The organism is Lysobacter sp. Root983 (genome assembly GCF_001429345.1).
GTDB lineage: Bacteria > Pseudomonadota > Gammaproteobacteria > Xanthomonadales > Xanthomonadaceae > Lysobacter.
The window spans coordinates 106,706-123,274 of record NZ_LMJO01000001.1; the positions used below are offsets into that span (position 1 = coordinate 106,706).

General features: G+C 70.3%; 14 protein-coding genes. 7 read left to right on the forward strand and 7 right to left on the reverse strand.

Translation table 11 applies throughout. The annotated features are described in order from the left end of the window. Nucleotides 1-136: 136 nt before the first annotated feature. Together ASE43_RS00550 and ASE43_RS00555 are read right to left on the reverse strand one after the other, a co-directional pair. Nucleotides 137-1,324, reverse strand: a complete 1,188-nt coding sequence (locus tag ASE43_RS00550) for an NAD(P)/FAD-dependent oxidoreductase (protein WP_057159124.1) — start codon at nucleotides 1,322-1,324, stop codon at nucleotides 137-139. A gap of 4 nt (nucleotides 1,325-1,328) precedes the next feature. Next, nucleotides 1,329-1,886, reverse strand: a complete 558-nt coding sequence (locus tag ASE43_RS00555) for a YaeQ family protein (protein WP_056174177.1) — start codon at nucleotides 1,884-1,886, stop codon at nucleotides 1,329-1,331. Between the two features lie 90 nt (nucleotides 1,887-1,976). On the opposite strand from ASE43_RS00555, the gene ASE43_RS00560 reads away from it, so the two are divergent. Beyond that, on the forward strand, nucleotides 1,977-2,864 hold the full coding sequence (locus ASE43_RS00560) for a pseudouridine synthase (protein ID WP_057159125.1): 888 nt from the start codon (nucleotides 1,977-1,979) through the stop codon (nucleotides 2,862-2,864). Nucleotides 2,865-2,984: 120 nt separating this feature from the next. Here the strand turns inward: ASE43_RS00560 and ASE43_RS00565 are convergent, their stop codons facing one another. The 5 genes from ASE43_RS00565 to ASE43_RS22210 form a co-directional block, all read right to left on the reverse strand. Continuing rightward, the gene (locus ASE43_RS00565) at nucleotides 2,985-3,740 is read right to left on the reverse strand and encodes a gamma-glutamyl-gamma-aminobutyrate hydrolase family protein (protein ID WP_056174181.1); all 756 of its coding nucleotides are present in this window, start codon (nucleotides 3,738-3,740) and stop codon (nucleotides 2,985-2,987) included. Between the two features lie 559 nt (nucleotides 3,741-4,299). After that, complete coding sequence (locus ASE43_RS00570) at nucleotides 4,300-6,381, reverse strand: DEAD/DEAH box helicase (RefSeq protein ID WP_082607020.1); 2,082 nt, start codon at nucleotides 6,379-6,381, stop codon at nucleotides 4,300-4,302. A gap of 306 nt (nucleotides 6,382-6,687) precedes the next feature. After that, nucleotides 6,688-8,040 (reverse strand): amidohydrolase family protein, encoded by a 1,353-nt coding sequence (locus ASE43_RS00575; RefSeq protein WP_200956182.1) that lies wholly within the window; start codon nucleotides 8,038-8,040, stop codon nucleotides 6,688-6,690. Nucleotides 8,041-8,092: 52 nt separating this feature from the next. Beyond that, nucleotides 8,093-8,581, reverse strand: a complete 489-nt coding sequence (locus tag ASE43_RS00580) for a YaiI/YqxD family protein (RefSeq protein WP_057159126.1) — start codon at nucleotides 8,579-8,581, stop codon at nucleotides 8,093-8,095. A gap of 129 nt (nucleotides 8,582-8,710) precedes the next feature. Beyond that, the gene (locus ASE43_RS22210; protein WP_200943932.1) at nucleotides 8,711-8,869 is read right to left on the reverse strand and encodes a hypothetical protein; all 159 of its coding nucleotides are present in this window, start codon (nucleotides 8,867-8,869) and stop codon (nucleotides 8,711-8,713) included. Between the two features lie 115 nt (nucleotides 8,870-8,984). Here ASE43_RS22210 and ASE43_RS00585 point away from each other — a divergent pair, with 115 nt between their 5' ends. From ASE43_RS00585 to ASE43_RS00610, 6 genes are all read left to right on the forward strand, one after another. After that, entirely contained in the window at nucleotides 8,985-9,662 is a 678-nt protein-coding gene (locus tag ASE43_RS00585) for a glutathione S-transferase (RefSeq protein ID WP_057159801.1), read from the forward strand. 1 nt (nucleotide 9,663) lies between these two features. Then, nucleotides 9,664-11,220 carry a YdiU family protein gene (locus ASE43_RS00590; RefSeq protein WP_057159127.1) on the forward strand — a complete coding sequence of 519 codons (1,557 nt, stop codon included), beginning with the start codon at nucleotides 9,664-9,666 and terminating at the stop codon, nucleotides 11,218-11,220. A 907-nt stretch (nucleotides 11,221-12,127) separates the two neighbouring features. Continuing rightward, nucleotides 12,128-14,032: an ATP-binding cassette domain-containing protein gene (locus tag ASE43_RS00595; protein WP_057159128.1), complete on the forward strand. Its 1,905-nt coding sequence runs from the start codon at nucleotides 12,128-12,130 to the stop codon at nucleotides 14,030-14,032. A 114-nt stretch (nucleotides 14,033-14,146) separates the two neighbouring features. Next, a complete protein-coding gene (locus tag ASE43_RS00600; RefSeq protein WP_057159129.1) occupies nucleotides 14,147-14,710 on the forward strand; it encodes a hypothetical protein in 564 nt (187 codons plus the stop codon). After that, nucleotides 14,707-15,414 carry a helix-turn-helix domain-containing protein gene (locus ASE43_RS00605; RefSeq protein WP_057159130.1) on the forward strand — a complete coding sequence of 236 codons (708 nt, stop codon included), beginning with the start codon at nucleotides 14,707-14,709 and terminating at the stop codon, nucleotides 15,412-15,414. Before ASE43_RS00600 ends, ASE43_RS00605 begins: the two co-directional genes overlap by 4 nt. A 40-nt stretch (nucleotides 15,415-15,454) precedes the next feature. Further along, entirely contained in the window at nucleotides 15,455-16,555 is a 1,101-nt protein-coding gene (locus tag ASE43_RS00610) for a hypothetical protein (protein ID WP_057159131.1), read from the forward strand. Nucleotides 16,556-16,569 lie beyond the last annotated feature (14 nt).

The following is a 16,569-nucleotide window of genomic DNA, read 5'->3' on the forward strand; positions in this document are numbered from 1 at the left end:
CGGCGTGAGCCGCGAAGGATGTGTCAGATCGAGACGAGATTCGGCATCTCGGTGCTTCGATCGCGGCTCACGCCGCTCCCACAGAAGGCAGAGCTCTGCTCCCACAGCGAGCGCGGAGCCGGTAGCGGCCTTCAGCTCAGACCGCGATACCTGCCGCGTGTCCCGAGGCCCAGGCCCACTGGAAGTTGTAGCCGCCCAGCCAGCCGGTCACGTCGACCACTTCGCCGACGAAATGCAGGCCCGCTACGCGCCGCGATTCCATGGTGCTGGAGGACAACTCGTCGGTGTCGACGCCGCCCAGGGTGACCTCGGCGGTGCGGTAGCCCTCGGTGCCGCTGGCCACCAGGGCCCAGTCCTGCAGCGTCGCCGCCAGCTGCTTCAACTCCGGCGGCGTGTACTGCTTCATCGGCTTGTTGCTCAGCCACAGCTCGCACAGGCGCTGGGCGAAACGTCGCGGCATCGCATCCGACAGCACGGTCTTGAGTTCGGCCGCCGGGCGTTCCAGTTGCTGCGCGCGCAGCCAGGCCGCGGCGTCCTGGCCCGGCAGCAGGTCCAGGCGCAAGTCGTCGCCGGGCTGCCAGTAGGACGAGATCTGCAGGATCGCCGGGCCGCTGACGCCGCGGTGGGTGATCAGCATCTGGTTGCTGAAGCTGCGGCCGTTGCAACGCGCGGTCACCGGCAGGGCGACGCCGCTGAGGTCGGCCAGGCGTTCCTGATGCTTGCCGCTGAGGGTCAGCGGCACCAGGCCCGCGCGCGTGGGCAGCACGCTATGGCCGAACTGGCGGGCGAGTTCGTAGCCGAAACCGGTGGCCCCCATGCTGGGGATCGACAGCGCGCCGGTGGCGATCACCAGCCGCGGTGCCGCGAACGCGCCGCGCGTGGTGTGCAGGCGGAACGGCGCCTCGCCCTCGGCGTGCAGCACGCGCTCGACGCTGCATGAGGTCTCGATGCGCACGCCCGTGTCCGCGCATTCGTCCAGCAGCATCTTGACGATCAGCTTGGACGACACGTCGCAGAACAGTTGGCCGAGTTCCTTCTCGTGGTAGGCGATGCTGTGGCGTTCGACCAGGTCCACGAAATCGGCCGGCGTGTAGCGCGCCAGCGCCGATTTGCAGTAATGCGGATTGGCCGAGATGAAGTTGGCCGGGCCGGTGCCGGTGTTGGTGAAGTTGCAGCGGCCGCCGCCCGACATCAGGATCTTCTTGCCGACCCGATTGGCGTGCTCCACCACCAGCACGCGCTTGCCGCGCTGGCCGGCGGTCAGCGCGCACATCAGGCCGGCCGCGCCGCCGCCTACGATCAGGACGTCGTAAAGCTCCGCCATGCGTTCAAGCGGCCTGCGTGCCCACGCCCTGGCGCACCGACGGCGTCAGCGTGAGCGCGACGCGGTCGTTGCTGAGCGCGACTTCACCGTCCTGGATCTGGCAGTCCAGGCGGAAGCTGCGTTCGACCATCGCCGCCATCGCCTCGACCGCGTCGCTGTCGATGTCCAGCACGGTGAGGTTCTTCAGGCGGCGCAGAATGGCGACGTTCTTGTCCCACCAGATGTCGGCCGCGCGACCGCCGTAATTCACCACCACCACCTGGCGCGCGCGTCCGCAGGCCTTGCGGATGCGCGACTCGTCCGGCTGGCCGACGTCGATCCACAGCTCGATGTCGCCGGTGTAGTCGCGCAGGGCGAGATCGGGCTCGTCCTCGCTGCTCAGGCCCGGGCCGAATTCCAGGCGCTCGTGCGCGTTCAGGGCGAAGGCGAGCATGCGCACCATCAGCCGCTGTTGGGTTTCCGAGGGGTGCTGGGCCAGGGTCAGGGCGTGGGCGGCGTAGTAATGCCGGTCCATGTCGCTGATTTGCAGTTCGATCTTGACGATGGTGGCGTTGGGCGCCATGGACGGACCTGCGGAGTGAAAAACAGCGCGCATTCTAGGCCCTGCGCGCCGGCGCCGCCTGAGCGGGGCCGGCTGGGCGAGAATGCGCGCATGCCCGTACCCCCCTTCCAGCCGCTCGACGGCGTCGCCGCCAGTCGCCTGCAACTGCCGCCGGGCCCCTGGGCGACCGTGCTGGACGGCCTGTGCGCGCGCTTCCCGGCGATCGCCCGCGCGCAGTGGCGCGAGCGCTTCGCGCGCGGGCGCGTGCTGGATGCGCAGGGCCGGGCGCTGGCGGAGGACGCGCCGTACCGGGTCGGCGCCGAGATCCGCTACTTCCGCGAGGTCGCCGCCGAGGCCGAGATCCCGTTCGAGGAACGCGTGCTGTACGCCGACGCCCATCTGCTGGTGGTCGACAAGCCGCATTTCCTGCCGGTGGTGCCGTCCGGCGGTTATGTCAGCCAGACGCTGCTGGCGCGGCTGACGCGCCGTTACGGCAGCGCCGAATTGGCGCCCTTGCACCGCCTGGATCGGGCTACCGCCGGGCTGGTGCTGTTCTCGGTCGATCCGCGCACGCGCTCGGCTTATCAGGCGCTGTTTCGCGAGCGCCGCATCGTCAAACGCTACGAGGCGCTGGCCGCGCCCTTGCCGCAATGGGCGTTTCCGCTGGAGCGGGCCAGCCGGCTGGAGCCAGGCGATCCCTTCTTCCTGATGCGCGAAGCCGAAGGCGCGCCCAACAGCCTGACCCGGATCGAGGTGCTGGCGCGCGGCGACGCGCATTGGCGCTACGGGCTGGAACCGGTGAGCGGCCGCAAGCACCAGCTGCGCGTGCACATGGCGGCGCTGGGCGCACCCATCCTCAACGATCCGTTCTATCCCTTGCCGGCCGAGCGCACGGCCGACGATTACGCCCGGCCCTTGAAGCTGCTGGCGCGGTCGCTGGCGTTCGTCGATCCGGTGGATGGCAGCCAGCGGCGCTACGAAAGCGGCCTGTCGCTCTAGCGCTGCGAATCGCAGGGCAGGAACGGCGCGAACCGCGACTGCCATCCATCGCCTACCGCGCTGGCGTCGTCGGCAGGGCGACGCGGTCGCGGCTCGCGCCGCTCCTACCCCATCGCCGGTTCACACCCACTCGCGCGAGGGCAGGGTGTAGCGGCGCTGCGGGCGGCCGACCAGGTCCAGGAAGTTGTTGAACACCGCGTCGGCGCGCTGCTGCATGCCGGCGATGTGTTCGGCGGTGTGGGCGCGGATCGCGGCCTCGCTGGTGCCGTGGCCCAGTTCTTCCAGTTCCCGCCGGTAGACCGGATTGGCCAGCCAGCGCTCGATCAACGGCACGTCCATTTCCAGATGGAACTGGAAGCCGTAGGCGTTGTCGCCCCAGCGAAACGCCTGCTGTTCGCAGCTGTCGGTGCGCGCAAGATGGGTCGCGCCTTGCGGGACCTCGAAGCTGTAGCGATGCCATTGGAACACCGGAGCGCTCTCGGCCAACGGCGCCAGCACCGCGTCGTCGCGGCCCGGTTCGGTCGCGTGCAGCGGATACCAGCCGATCTCGGGCTGATGGTGGCGCCGCACCGGCGCGCCCAGCACATGCGCGAGCAACTGCGCGCCCAGGCAGATGCCCAGGATCGGTTTGCCCTGTTCCAGCATGCGTTCGATCGCGAGCAGCTCGGTGCGCAGGTGCGGGCGCTGGGCCTGGTCTTCGACGTTCATCGGCCCACCGAGCACGATCAGGCCGCGGTAGCGGTCGACATTGGGCTGAGCGTCGGGATCGCGATCGAAGTTGGTGAACCGGATGCGGTGCCCGCGACGACGGATCAGCGGGTCCAGCGTGCCCAGCGGCTCGGCGGCGACGTGTTGGAAAACCAGGATGCGGGGCATGGGGGACGAGGCGGCGGCTTACCTCACGACTATGCCAAAGCCGGGGCGTGCGTAGCGAGACTTGGCTTATGACGATTGGTTCGCTGAAGGCGGCGGGGGGCTGAGGACGCCTCAAGCTTGCGCCGGCGCTTCGGGGACGCGCGCCCTCATYCGCCCTTCGGGCACCTTCTCCCGCAAGCGGKAGAAGGGAYCGCTAAGGTCGCCTGTTTGCGTTAGCCCCTCTCCCGCTTGCGGGAGAGGGGTTGGGGTGAGGGCACGCGCAGCATCAACTTGCGCCGCCGCTTTGGATTCGCGCGCCCTCATCCGCCCTTCGGGCACCTTCTCCCGCAAGCGGKAGAAGGGAYMGCYAAGGTCGCCTGCTGGCTTTAGCCCCTCTCCCGCAAGCGGGAGAGGGGTTGGAGTGAGGGCACGCGCAGCATCAACTAGCGCCGCCGCTTTGGATTCGCGCGCCCTCATCCGCCCTTCGGGCACCTTCTCCCGCAAACGGGAGAAGGGACAGCCAAGGTCGTCTGTTTGCGTTAGCCACTCTCCCGCAAGCGGGATAAGGGAGCCAGCCGCCTCAGCGCGGATCGCGCGGCTTGAACGGCTTACGGGGACCGGCGCCGTGCGGCTTGCCGCCGGCGGGACGCGGGCCGCCTGGGCCGCGCGCACCGGGGCCGCCAGGGCCGCCCGGACGACGGCTGCGGCCGCCCTCGGTGTCGCCGGGGCCGGCGCGCTGGATGCGCAGCGGCTGGCCGGCCACACGCACCTTCTTCAGGTGCTCCATCAGTTCGCGCGGCATGCCTTCCGGCAAATCGACCAGGGTGTAGTCGTCGCGGATGTCGATGCGGCCGATGTAGCGGCTTTCCAGGTCGGCCTCGTTGGCGATCGCGCCGACGATGTTGCCCGGCTGCACGCCATGGCTATGGCCGACCTCGATACGGAAGGTCTCCATGCCGACCTCGGGACCGGCCTGCGGCGGACGCGGGGCGCGCTCGCGCTCCGCGCGCGGCGCGGGCGCTTCGTCGTCGAAGAAGGACTCGGCGGCATTGACCGAACGCGGCGCGGGCGGGGTGAACTGGCGGGTCTCGTGGCGGTGCGCGGGCGGCGCCTCGTCGCGCGGCGCGTAGCTGCGCTCTTGGGCCGGACGCGGCGCGTCGGCGCGCGGATGCTCGCGGCGGTGGGCGCCGGCGTTGGAGGCGTTGTCGCGCTCGACGAATTTGCGCGTGGCCGCGCCGCGGTGTTCGCGCGGCCCCTCGCGCTCTTCGCGCTGGTAGCGTTGCGCCGGCGGCGGGGTCAGCAGCAGCGGGTTGTCGCCCTGCACCAGCTTGGCCAGGGCCGCGGCGATCTCCACCGCGGGCACGTTCTTCTCGCGCTCGTAGCGCTCGACCATGTCGCGGAACAGGCTCAGGTCGCTGCTTTCCAGCGCATCGCTGATGCGGCCGAGGAAGCGAGTGACCCGCTGCTCGTTGACGGTCTCGACGCTGGGCAGCTCCATCGGTTCGATCGGCTGGCGGGTGGCGCGTTCGATCGCGCGCAGCATGCCGCGCTCGCGCGGGGTCACGAACAGGATCGCTTCGCCCTTGCGCCCGGCGCGGCCGGTGCGGCCGATGCGGTGGACGTAGCTTTCGGTGTCGTAGGGGATGTCGTAGTTCAGCACGTGGCTGATGCGGTCCACGTCCAGGCCGCGCGCGGCCACGTCGGTGGCGACCAGGACGTCGATCTTGCCGTCCTTGAGGTTCTGGATGGTCTTCTCGCGCTGCGCCTGCTGCACGTCGCCGTTGATCGCGGCGGCCGAAATGCCCCTGGCGGACAGTTTCTCGGCCAGTTCCTCGGTGCCCAGCTTGGTGCGCGAGAACACGATCATGGCGTCGAAGGTCTCGGCCTCCAGGATCCGGGTCAGCGCATCGAGCTTGTGCACGCCGCTGACCGACCAGTAACGCTGGCGGATGTTGGCCGCGGTGGTGGTCTTGGCCTTGATCGCGATCTCGACCGGCTCTTTCAGATAGGTCTGGGCGATGCGCTTGATCGGCGCCGGCATGGTCGCCGAGAACAGCGCGACCTGGCGCGATTCCGGGGTCTTCTTGAGCACGCTCTCGACGTCGTCGATGAAGCCCATGCGCAGCATTTCGTCGGCTTCGTCCAGCACCAGGCAGCGCAGCTCGGACAGGTCCAGGGTGCCGCGGTCGAGGTGGTCGATGACCCGGCCCGGGGTGCCGACCACCACGTGCACGCCGCGCTTGAGCGCCTGCAGCTGCGGGTAGTAGCTCTGGCCGCCGTAGATCGGCAGTACGTGGAAACCGGGCAGGTGCACGGCGTATTTTTGGAAGGCCTCGGCGACCTGGATCGCCAGTTCGCGCGTCGGCGCCAGCACCAGGGCCTGCGGCTTGAACTGCTTGGGATCGATCTGGGCCAGGATCGGCAGCGCGAACGCGGCGGTCTTGCCGGTACCGGTCTGGGCCTGGCCCAGCACGTCGCGGCCTTCCAGCAGCGGCGGGATGGTGGCGGCCTGGATCGGCGAGGGCGACTCGTAGCCGACGTCGGACAGCGCGCGCAGCAGCGGCTCGGACAGGGCGAGGTCGGTGAACTTCAGCGACGGCGCCTCGACGGAACTGGCGGGGTCGGAAGGGGCGGAACTGGAACTGGGCGTCTCGGCGCTCATGGGGCGGCTCGGCAGCGCCGGCGGAGGCCGGTCGGAAGACCGCCTAGTGTACCGGACCCGGGTGGAGCACTGGCTCAGCGGCGCGGAAACCGCCTGGAAATGCGTGGTTTTCCGGGCCTGGCTGCGGTCTGCGCGCTGAATCGTCGTTCAGTTCTCTCCTTTGGAAAAGGGGGCTGGGGGGGATTTGCGCGAAGGCGATCGGCTGCGTCCGCTTACAAAGCGAAAGCAAATCTCCCCAACCCCTCTTTTTCAAAGAGGGGAGACGGGCCAAAGATGGGGAGGGCTGCGGTGAGCGATATCCGCGCCTCAGCGCGCCCGGACGTCCTTCTCGACCCGGCCGTCCTTCATCACCCACTCGACCCGCTTGAGCACGGTCACGTCCTGCAGCGGGTCGCCCGATACCGCGATCAGGTCGGCGCGCTTGCCCGGTTCCAGGCTGCCGACCTGGTCGGACAGGCCCAGCAGGTCGGCGGCGTTCACGGTCGCGGCCTGGATCGCCTGCGGCGCGGTCATGCCGTGGGCGACCATGAGCTCGAATTCGTCGGCGTTGCGGCCGTGCAGGCTGACGCCGGCGTCGGTGCCGAAGGCGATCTTCACGCCCGCCGGCACGGCCGCTTCCAGGGCCTTGCCAGTGATGCCTATGCGCCATTCGATCTTGGCCCGGACTTCGCCGGTATAGGCCTGCGGGTTCTTGGCCAGACGCTCCTTGTAGCCGTTCACCGTGGACAGCGTGGGCACGTAGTAGGCGCCGGTCTTGCGGAACAGGGCGATGTCCTCGCGGTCGAGCAGGGTGCCGTGCTCGATCGAATCCGCGCCCGCGCGCAGCGCGACCGCGATGCCGTCGGCGCCGTGCGCGTGCACCGCGACCTTCTTGCGGTACAGGTGCGCGGTTTCGACGATGGCGCGCGCCTCGTCGTCGAACATCTGCTGGCCCAGGCCGGCGCCGATGCGGCTGTTGACGCCGCCGGTGGTGGCGATCTTGATCACGTCGACGCCGCGCGCGATCTGCCGGCGCACCGCGCGCCGGCAATCGTCGGCGCCGTCGCAGGTGTTGCCGTGCACGTCCAGCGCGGCATGCAGGTCCTCGCGGAAGCCCAGGGTCGGGTCCATGTGGCCGGCGGTGGTCGAGATCGCTGAACCGGCGTCGAGGATGCGCGGCCCAGGCAGCTTGCCGGCCGCGACCGCGTCGCGCAGGGCCAGGGTCACGCCGTCGCTGTCGCCGAGGTTGCGCACCGTGGTGAAGCCGGCATGCAGGGTCTTGCGCGCGTTGACCGCGGCCTCGAAGGCGTGGTCGGCGACGCTGCCGGAGACGCTGTCGAGCTGGCCTTCGACGCCGGCCTTGTCCGACACCAAGTGCACGTGGCAGTCGATCAGGCCCGGCAGCACGTAGCGGTCGCGCAGGTCCAGCACGGTCGCGTCGGCGGGCACGCCGGCGAACGCGGACGCATCCTGGTAGCCGTCGCGCACCGCTTCCACGCGCCCGGCGCGCAGCAGCAGGGTACTGGCGCCGCGCGGCGCCTGGCCGGGACGGTCGAGCAGGCGGCCGGCATGGACCAGGGTCCAGTCGGCGTTCTGCGCGGACGCCGCCATCGGCAGGCAGGCCAGCAACGCGGGCAGGCACCAGGCGGGCAGGGCGGGGCGGCGCGGGTTCGGGGTCATCGTCGGGCTCGGCTGGACGCGAAGCCCCGAGCATACCCGCGCGCGCCGGGCTTCAAACGCGACTTCGCGCCAGCCAACGATCGAGTTGGTTGGCGAAGGCCTGGCGATCGCGCGCATGGAACACCGGCGGGCCGCCGGTCTGCACGCCGGCGCCGCGCAGTTCGTCCATGAAATTGCGCATCGACAGGCGCTGGGCGATGTTGTCGGCGGTGTAGAGGTCGCCGCGCGGATTCAGCGCGACCGCGTGTTTTTCCAGCACCAGCGCGGCCAGCGGGATGTCCTGGGTGACCACCAGGTCGCCAGCGGCCACGCGCTGCACGATCTCGTTGTCGGCCACGTCCAGGCCGGACGGCACCTGGATCGCGCGCACGTAGCGCGAACCGGGCGTGCGCAGCCACTGGTTGGCGACCAGGGTGACCTGGATGCGCGCGCGTTCGGCGGCGCGGAACAGGATCTCGCGGATCACGCCGGGGCAGGCATCGGCATCGACCCAGATCTGCGGGGCAGGCGGCTGCGCGGCAGGGACGGGGGCTTCGGTCATCGGAAGGGGGTTCGCGGGCACGGCCGTGACGGCTGCGCCGGGGGGAGGCGGGGCGGACAGCGGGGTCCGCGCGCCTGCACTGGCTGGGGCGGGGCGGGCGACTGGCGTCGCCTCGGCCCGGGGCAGGGCTCAGCCGTTGCTGCGTTCGTCGTCGCGGGGGCTGCCGCTGGGATCGGCCGGCGCGCCGGTGTCCTTGGCTGCGGCCTTCTTGGCCGCCTTTTCGTCCTGCTTCTTCTTCTTGGCGATCTCGCGCTGGCGCTTCTCGAACGAGTAATTGGGCTTGGCCATGTATGGCGATCTCGATGGGGAATGCCACCAGTCTAGGCCATGCGCGGCCCCGGAGCCGAATCGCCGAACCGCCGCGACCGCTACCATGGGCCCGGACCCCACCGCCCAGGCCGTCATGATCCGCGTCCACCATCTGAACAATTCGCGCTCGCAGCGCGTGCTCTGGCTGCTGGAAGAGCTGGAACTGCCCTACGAGGTCGTGCGCTACCAGCGCGACGCCCAGACCCTGCTGGCGCCGCCGGAACTGCGCCGGATCCACCCGCTGGGCAAATCGCCGGTGCTGGAGGACGGCGAGCGGGTCCTGGCCGAGTCGGCCGCGATCCTGGAATACCTGGCCGAGCGCTACGACGGCGAGCATCGCTACAGCCCGCCGCCGGCGCCGCTGGACGCGCCCGAGCGCCTGCGCTGCCGCTACTGGCTGCATTACGCCGAGGGTTCGGCGATGCCGCCGCTGCTGCTGAGCCTGGTGTTCGCGCGCCTGAAGCGCGCGCCGATGCCGTTCTTCGCCAAGCCGGTGGCGCGCGGGATCGCCGACAAGGCCATGGCCAGCTTCGTCGGACCGCAGCTCAAGCTGCACCTGGACTACATCGAGGCCGAGCTGGGCCGCCACGCCTGGTTCGCGGGCGAGCGCTTCGGCATCGCCGACATCCAGATGAGCTTCCCGGTCGAAGCCGCGGTCGCGCGCGCGGGTGGCGATCGTCCGCACATGCAGGCGTTCCTCGAACGCATCCACGCCCGGCCCGCGTACCAGCGCGCGCTGGAGCGCGGCGGTCCCTTCGACGTGCTGGGCTGAGATGCTGGCTTTCGACTTCGACAACGCCTTAATCCGCGAACTGCCCGCCGACCCCGAAACGGGGCCAGGCGTGCGCCAGGTGCAGGGCGCCTTGTATTCGCGCGTGCAGCCGACCCCGGTGGCGGCGCCGCGCCTGCTCGCGTACTCGGCCGAGATGGCCGCGCGCCTGGGTCTGGACGAGGCCGCGCTGCGCTCGCCGGAGTTTGCCCAGGTGTTCGCCGGCAACGCCCTGCTGCCCGGCATGCAGCCGTTCGCGTCGAATTACGGCGGGCATCAGTTCGGGCATTGGGCGGGGCAGTTGGGCGACGGTCGCGCGATCAGCCTGGGCGAGGTCGTCAACGCCGCCGGCGAGCGCTGGGAGCTGCAGCTCAAGGGCGCCGGCCCGACCCCGTACTCGCGCACGGCCGATGGCCGCGCGGTGCTGCGCTCCTCGGTGCGCGAATTTCTGTGCAGCGAGGCCATGCATCACCTGGGCGTGCCGACCACGCGCGCGCTCAGCCTGATCGGCACCGGCGAGAACGTGGTGCGCGACATGTTCTACGACGGCCACCCCAAGGCCGAACCCGGCGCGGTGGTATGCCGGGTCGCGCCTTCGTTCCTGCGTTTCGGGCATTTCGAATTGCCGGCCTCGCGCGGCGACAACGAATTGCTGCGGCGCCTGGTGGATTTCTGCATCGGCCGCGACTACCCGCAGCTGACGGGCGGCGGCGAAGCGCTGTACGCGGCCTGGTTCGCCCAGGTCTGCGAGCGCACCGCGATCACCATGGCGCATTGGATGCGGGTCGGTTTCGTGCACGGGGTGATGAACACCGACAACCTGTCCATCCTCGGCCTGACCATCGATTACGGCCCTTATGGCTGGATCGACGACTACGATCCGGACTGGACCCCCAACACCACCGACGCCGGCGGCCGCCGCTACCGTTATGGCGCGCAGCCGCAGGTGGCGTACTGGAATCTGTCGCGTCTGGCCGGCGCGCTGTCGCCGCTGTTCGCCGACGTGGCGCCGCTGCAGGATGGCCTGCGCCGCTACGTCGAGGCCTGGAACGCGGCCGAGCGCGACACGGTCGCGCGCAAGCTCGGCCTGCGCGAGTGCGGCGATGAGGACCTGGCGCTGATGGACGCGCTGCGCGAACTGATGCGTGCGGCCGAGATCGACATGACCTTGTGGTTCCGCGCCTTGTCGGACTGGGACGCCGAGGCCGGCCTGCAGCCGTTCGCGGACGCGTTCTACGACCCGGCCAAGCGCGCTGAGCACGAACCGGCGCTGCTGGCCTGGCTGGCCCGCTACCGCACGCGCCTGGCCGAGGACGCGCTGCCCGCGCCCGAGCGCCGGGCGCGCATGCGCGCGAGCAACCCGCGCTATGTGCTGCGCAATTACCTGGCCCAGCAGGCGATCGACCGCGCCGAGCAGGGCGATCCGGACGGCGTGACCGAGTTGCTGGAGGTGATGCGCCGACCCTACGAGGACCAGCCCGGCCGCGAGGCCTATGCGCAACGTCGCCCCGACTGGGCGCGCGATCGCGCCGGCTGCTCGATGCTGTCCTGCAGCTCCTGAGATCGGGCGCCGTCGCGGCGGCGACAGTCGGCTCGACGGCGGCGCAAGCCGCCGCTCTCACAGGAAGCAGGGGCGCGGTTTTGCGAGTGGTCGCGCGCGCTCGAGGTCTCGGGTAGGAGCGGCGCAAGCCGCGACGCGCGAACTCGAAGGCCAGCGACGTTGGGGGGTGGGTGACGTGGTCGCGGCTTGCGCCGCTCCTACCCCTAGGCTCGGTAGATCAGCGCCTGCTCTCTGTGGGAGCGGCGTAAGCCGCGATTCGTCAGGTGGGCGCCGGTGGCGCTGGAGCGCGCAGCGGCGCGATCGCGGCTTACGCCGCTCCCACAGGAAGCAGGGGCGCGGCCTTGCGAGTGGGCGCGCGCGATCAAGGTCTCGGGGTAGGAGCGGCGTAAGCCGCGATTCGTCAGGTGGCGCCGGTGGCGCTGGGGTGCGCGGCGGCGCGATCGCGGCTTACGCCGCTCCCACAGGAAGCGGGGCGCGGCGGTCTTGCGAGGGCTTGCGCCGCTGCTATTCCGAGGCGTGGGGCATGCCGACGAATAGCGTCAGCGGGCTCGGTGGCTGGGCCCGGCTTGCCCGAGGCTCCTGAAGCACGCCCGCGCACAGGCGCGGGCGGCGGGGTGGATCGGCGATCCGGCCGGCCGCATAGGGCCGGCGAAGCGCGCGATCAGGTCGGCGCAAAGCCCTTGGTGGCCTTCTTTTCGTTCTTCTCGGCGCGCTTTTCCTTGATCGTCTTGGTCGGTTTCTTCTTGGTTTCTTTCTTGCGGTCCAAGCCCTTGCTCATGGCAGGCTCCTCGATTCGGTGGTGGCGGCCGCAGCACCATGCCGGCGGCGAGGCGCCAGTATGCGCCGTGCCGGCATCCGGCGCGCGCCCGGACGGCGCCGGGGCGCGTGCCCCGGCTACAATGGTCGGATGCCTTTGATCACCGTTCAGAACGTCGACTACAGCGTCGGCGGCCCGCTCCTGCTCGAAAACGTCGAACTGTCCATCGAACCGGGCGAACGCATCGCCCTGATCGGTCGCAACGGCGCGGGCAAGTCCACGCTCATGAAACTGCTGGCCGGAGAAATCCAGCCCGACGACGGCCGCATCCTGGTCGACGGCGGCCGCCGCGACGGCAATACCCGCATCGCCCGGCTCGAGCAGGAAGTCCCGCCCGGCGCCAACGGCACCGTCTTCGACGTGGTCGCCGACGGCCTGGGCGAGCTCGGCCATTGGTTGGCCGAATACCACCATCTGACCCACGCCGACCACTACGACGCCGATGCGGTCGCCGCGGTCCAGACCAAGATCGAGGCCGCCCACGGCTGGGGCCTGGATCAGCGCGTCACCGAGACCCTGGCCCGGCTCGACCTGGACGGCGAGGTCGAATTCTCCGGCCTGTCCGGCGGCATGAAGCGGCGCGTGCTGCTGGCGCGCGCGCTGGTCTCCGCGCCGGACCTGCTGCTGCTGGACGAGCCCACCAACCACCTCGACATCGAAGCCATCGACTGGCTGGAACAGTTCCTCAAGTCCTGGCAGGGCGCGCTGGTGTTCGTGACCCACGACCGCCGCTTCCTGCGTGCGCTGGCGACCCGCATCGTCGAGATCGACCGCGGCCAGGTCACCAGTTGGCCCGGCGACTGGGACAACTACGTGCGTCGCCGCGAGGAACGCCTGAACGCCGAGGCGCAGGAGAACGCGCGCTTCGACAAGCTGCTGGCGCAGGAAGAGGTCTGGATCCGCCAGGGCATCAAGGCCCGGCGCACCCGCGACGAAGGCCGCGTGCGCCGTCTCAAGGCGATGCGCAACGAGCGCGCCGCGCGCCGCGACCTGACCGGCAACGTGCGCATGGACTTCGCCCAGAACGAAGCCTCCGGCCGCAAGGTCGTGGAGACCAAGTCGGTGTCGTTCGATTTCGGCGGCAAGCCGCTGCTGCGCGACGTGTCGACCACGATCTTCCGCGGCGACCGGATCGGCCTGATCGGGCCCAACGGCAGCGGCAAGACCACCCTGCTCAAGATCCTGCTCGGCGATCTGCAGCCCAAGGCCGGCGAAGTGCGCGAAGGCAGCAAACTGCAGGTCGCCTACTTCGACCAGTACCGCGCGACCCTGCGCGAGGACTGGAACGCGATCGAGAACGTGGCCGAAGGCCGCGAGTTCGTCGAGGTCGGCGGCAAGAGCAAGCACGTGATCGGCTATCTGCAAGATTTCCTGTTCACCCCCGAACGCGCGCGCGCGCCGATCACGCGCTTGTCCGGCGGCGAGCGCAACCGCCTGCTGCTGGCCAAGCTGTTCGCGCAGCCGTCCAACCTGCTGGTGATGGACGAACCGACCAACGATCTGGACGTGGAAACGCTGGAGCTGCTGGAGGAATTGCTGGGCGATTACCCCGGCACCCTGCTGCTGGTCAGCCACGACCGCGACTTCCTCGACAACGTGGTGACCTCGACCCTGGTGATGGAAGGCGAGGGCCGGGTCGGCGAGTACGTGGGCGGCTACACCGATTGGCTGCGGCAGCGGCCGGTGACCTCGGTCGGCGCGGCCAAGCCCGCCGCGGGCGCGCCCAGCGCGGGCAAGCCGGAGCCGGCCAAGGCCGAAGCCGTGGCGCCGGCGGCCAAGCGCAAGCTCAGCTACAAGGAAACGCGCGAGCTGGAGCAGTTGCCGCTGCGCATCGAGCAACTGGAAACGCGCCTGGCCGAACTGACCGAACAGATGAACGAGCCGGCGTTCTACCAACGCGACAGCGCCGCGATCAACGCCCACAACGCGACCCTGGCGCAGGCCCAGGCGGAGTTGGACGCGGCATACGCGCGCTGGAGCGAACTGGACGCCTGAGGCCGCGCCGCCCCCCAACTTCCGTCGCTTGCGCGGCGGCCGCGGCGCGGTTCCTAATCGCCGCAACGGCCGGTCGCGGCCTGGCGAAGGGGGACGGCTATGGTGAGGATCGCAATGGCATGCGCCGCGGCGCTGCTGCTGGGCGTTGGTGGCACGGCCACGGCCGCGGTCAAGGACGTCGCCGCCAATGGCTTCAGCATCGAGAACGAACAGGTCGTGCCCGTCGACCAGGCCACGGCCTGGAAGGCGCTGGTCGGCGAGGTCGATCGCTGGTGGCCGAAGGATCACACCTGGTGGGGCAAGGCGTCGCGGCTGTCGATCGAGCCGCGTGCGGGCGGTTGCTTCTGCGAGATCGGTCTGGACGGGCAGCAGCAGGCGCTGCACATGACCGTGAGCTTCGTCGATCCCGGCAAGACCCTGCGCCTGCTCGGCGGGCTGGGCCCGCTGCAGGGCATGGGCTTGAACGGCGCGATGGAGTTCCGGCTGGCGCCCGCCGACGGCGGCGGCACCCGCATCACCCTGGCCTACCGCGCCGGCGGCTACACGCCGGACGACCTGAGCAAGTTCGTGCCGGTGATCGACAAGGTCCAGGGCTTGCAGTTGGGCGGTTTGGCCGACTACCTGCGCAAACCCGAAGCGCGCGGCGGCGCGAACGGCGCCCAGGAGCCGCCTCGTTGAATCCGATCGGCAGCGCCTACCGCACCCGTCACGAACGCGGCGCGACCTTGGCGACCCATCGCCACAGCGCGCCTTACGTCGCGCTGGTGCTGGACGGCGACTACACCGAAGCCAGTCTCGACGGCCCACTGCCGTGCCGGCCCGGCACCCTGGTGCTGCACCCGGCGTTTCACGCCCACGGCGACCGTTTCGGCGGCTTGGGCGCCAGCGCGATCAATATCGAACTCGCGCCCGGCGCGTTCGAGTTGGCCGCCAGCGCCTGGGAAGTGCACGACTTGCGCGAGGCGGTGGAAGTGTTCGAGCGTTGCCCGCAGCGCCTGTCGGAATTGCTGGCCTGCGCGCGCCCGCAGGCCGCGCCGGAGCTGCCCGACTGGCAGGGCGAACTGTTGCGCGGCATGGCCGAGTCCGAACACGAGATCGCCGTGCTCGCGCGCGGGCTCGGGGTCTCGGCCGAACACGCCAGCCGCGCGCTGAGCCGCAGCTACGGCATGTCGCCGCGCGCCCTGCGCCGCGAAGCGCGCTGGCGCCACGCCCTGCAACTGCTGGGCGGCGCGCTGCCGCTGGCCGAGGTGGCCGCGGCCGCGGGATTCGCCGATCAAAGCCACCTGCACCGCATCGTGGTCGCGCATGCCGGCTGCACGCCGGCGCGGCTGCGCCGCCAGATCAAGTACGTACAAGACCGGCGGCTCGCCATCGCGGCCTAATGGCTCCAACGCGCATCCCCCGCGCTCTGGAGTCTTCGCCATGAAACCTTCCCTGTCGTCCGCCGCGATCGCCGCGCCGCTGCTGCTGGCCTGGGTGCTGGGCGGTGCTGCCGCTCCGCCGGCGCCGTTGCCGGAAACCAGCGGCCCGCTCGCCGTCAAGGCGGTCAGCGACGCTTTGGGCGCCTCCCTGCGCGCCGACGTGCCGACCGCGCTCACCGCCTTGAAGGCGGCGCCGGTCGAGCAGTTCAACGCCAAGGACGCAGCCTTCCGCAGCTGCATGCTGGATCGTCACGAGCGTCGTTCGCCGCCGCCGCCCTCGGCCGCCGAGGTCCGCGATCCCTACGCCCGGCGCGTGCTCGAGATCTATCAGCGCTACTGGTGGCTCGCGGTGCGCAATCCGGCCCAGCGTCCGGCCGAGGATGCCAAGCTCAAGGCCGACTTGGCCGCGACGATCGGCGAGAAACCGCCGGCCGACGGCGACGAGGCATTCGATGCGTTGACCGAACGCATCAACGTGAAACTGCGCGCCAGCGGTTTGCATCCTCTGCAGGGCCGCACCCCGCCGCTGTACGACCTGTTCCTGTGGAGCGAGCAGGAGGAGCAGGACCACGTCGTCGCGCTGCCCGGCGGCGAACAGCAACCGGTCAAGGTGTTCGTGATGGACGGCTGGCTCAGCCGCGGCTGGAGCAATTACACCGCCTGCAATCAGACCGGTGCGGCCGGCTGGGCCAATCCCGAGGGGCTGTACGCGGTGCGCGCGGCCTACGGCGATCTCAAGGGCGAGGACTTCCAGGTCAGTTTCCTAGGCCACGAGTCCCAGCACTACGCCGACCTGAAGCGCTGGCCCGACATGCCGCCGTGGACGCTGGAGTACCGCGCCAAGCTGGTCGAGCTGGCCAAGGCCGACGTCACCCGGATCAAGCTGCTCGACCGCTTCTACCGCAGCCAGGACGACGAGCCCGATCATCCGCATCCGTACGCGAACAAGCGCGTGATCGCCGACATGTTGGCCAAGCTGGGTCTGCCGGCCAACGCCGACTTGCGTCAGTCCGATCCCGAAGCGCTGCGCCGCGCCGCGCGCGAGGCGCTGATCGAGGACACCCGCAAGCGCGAGGCCGAATCGCCGGCGCCGAAGGGCTGAGATCGCCGCGCGCG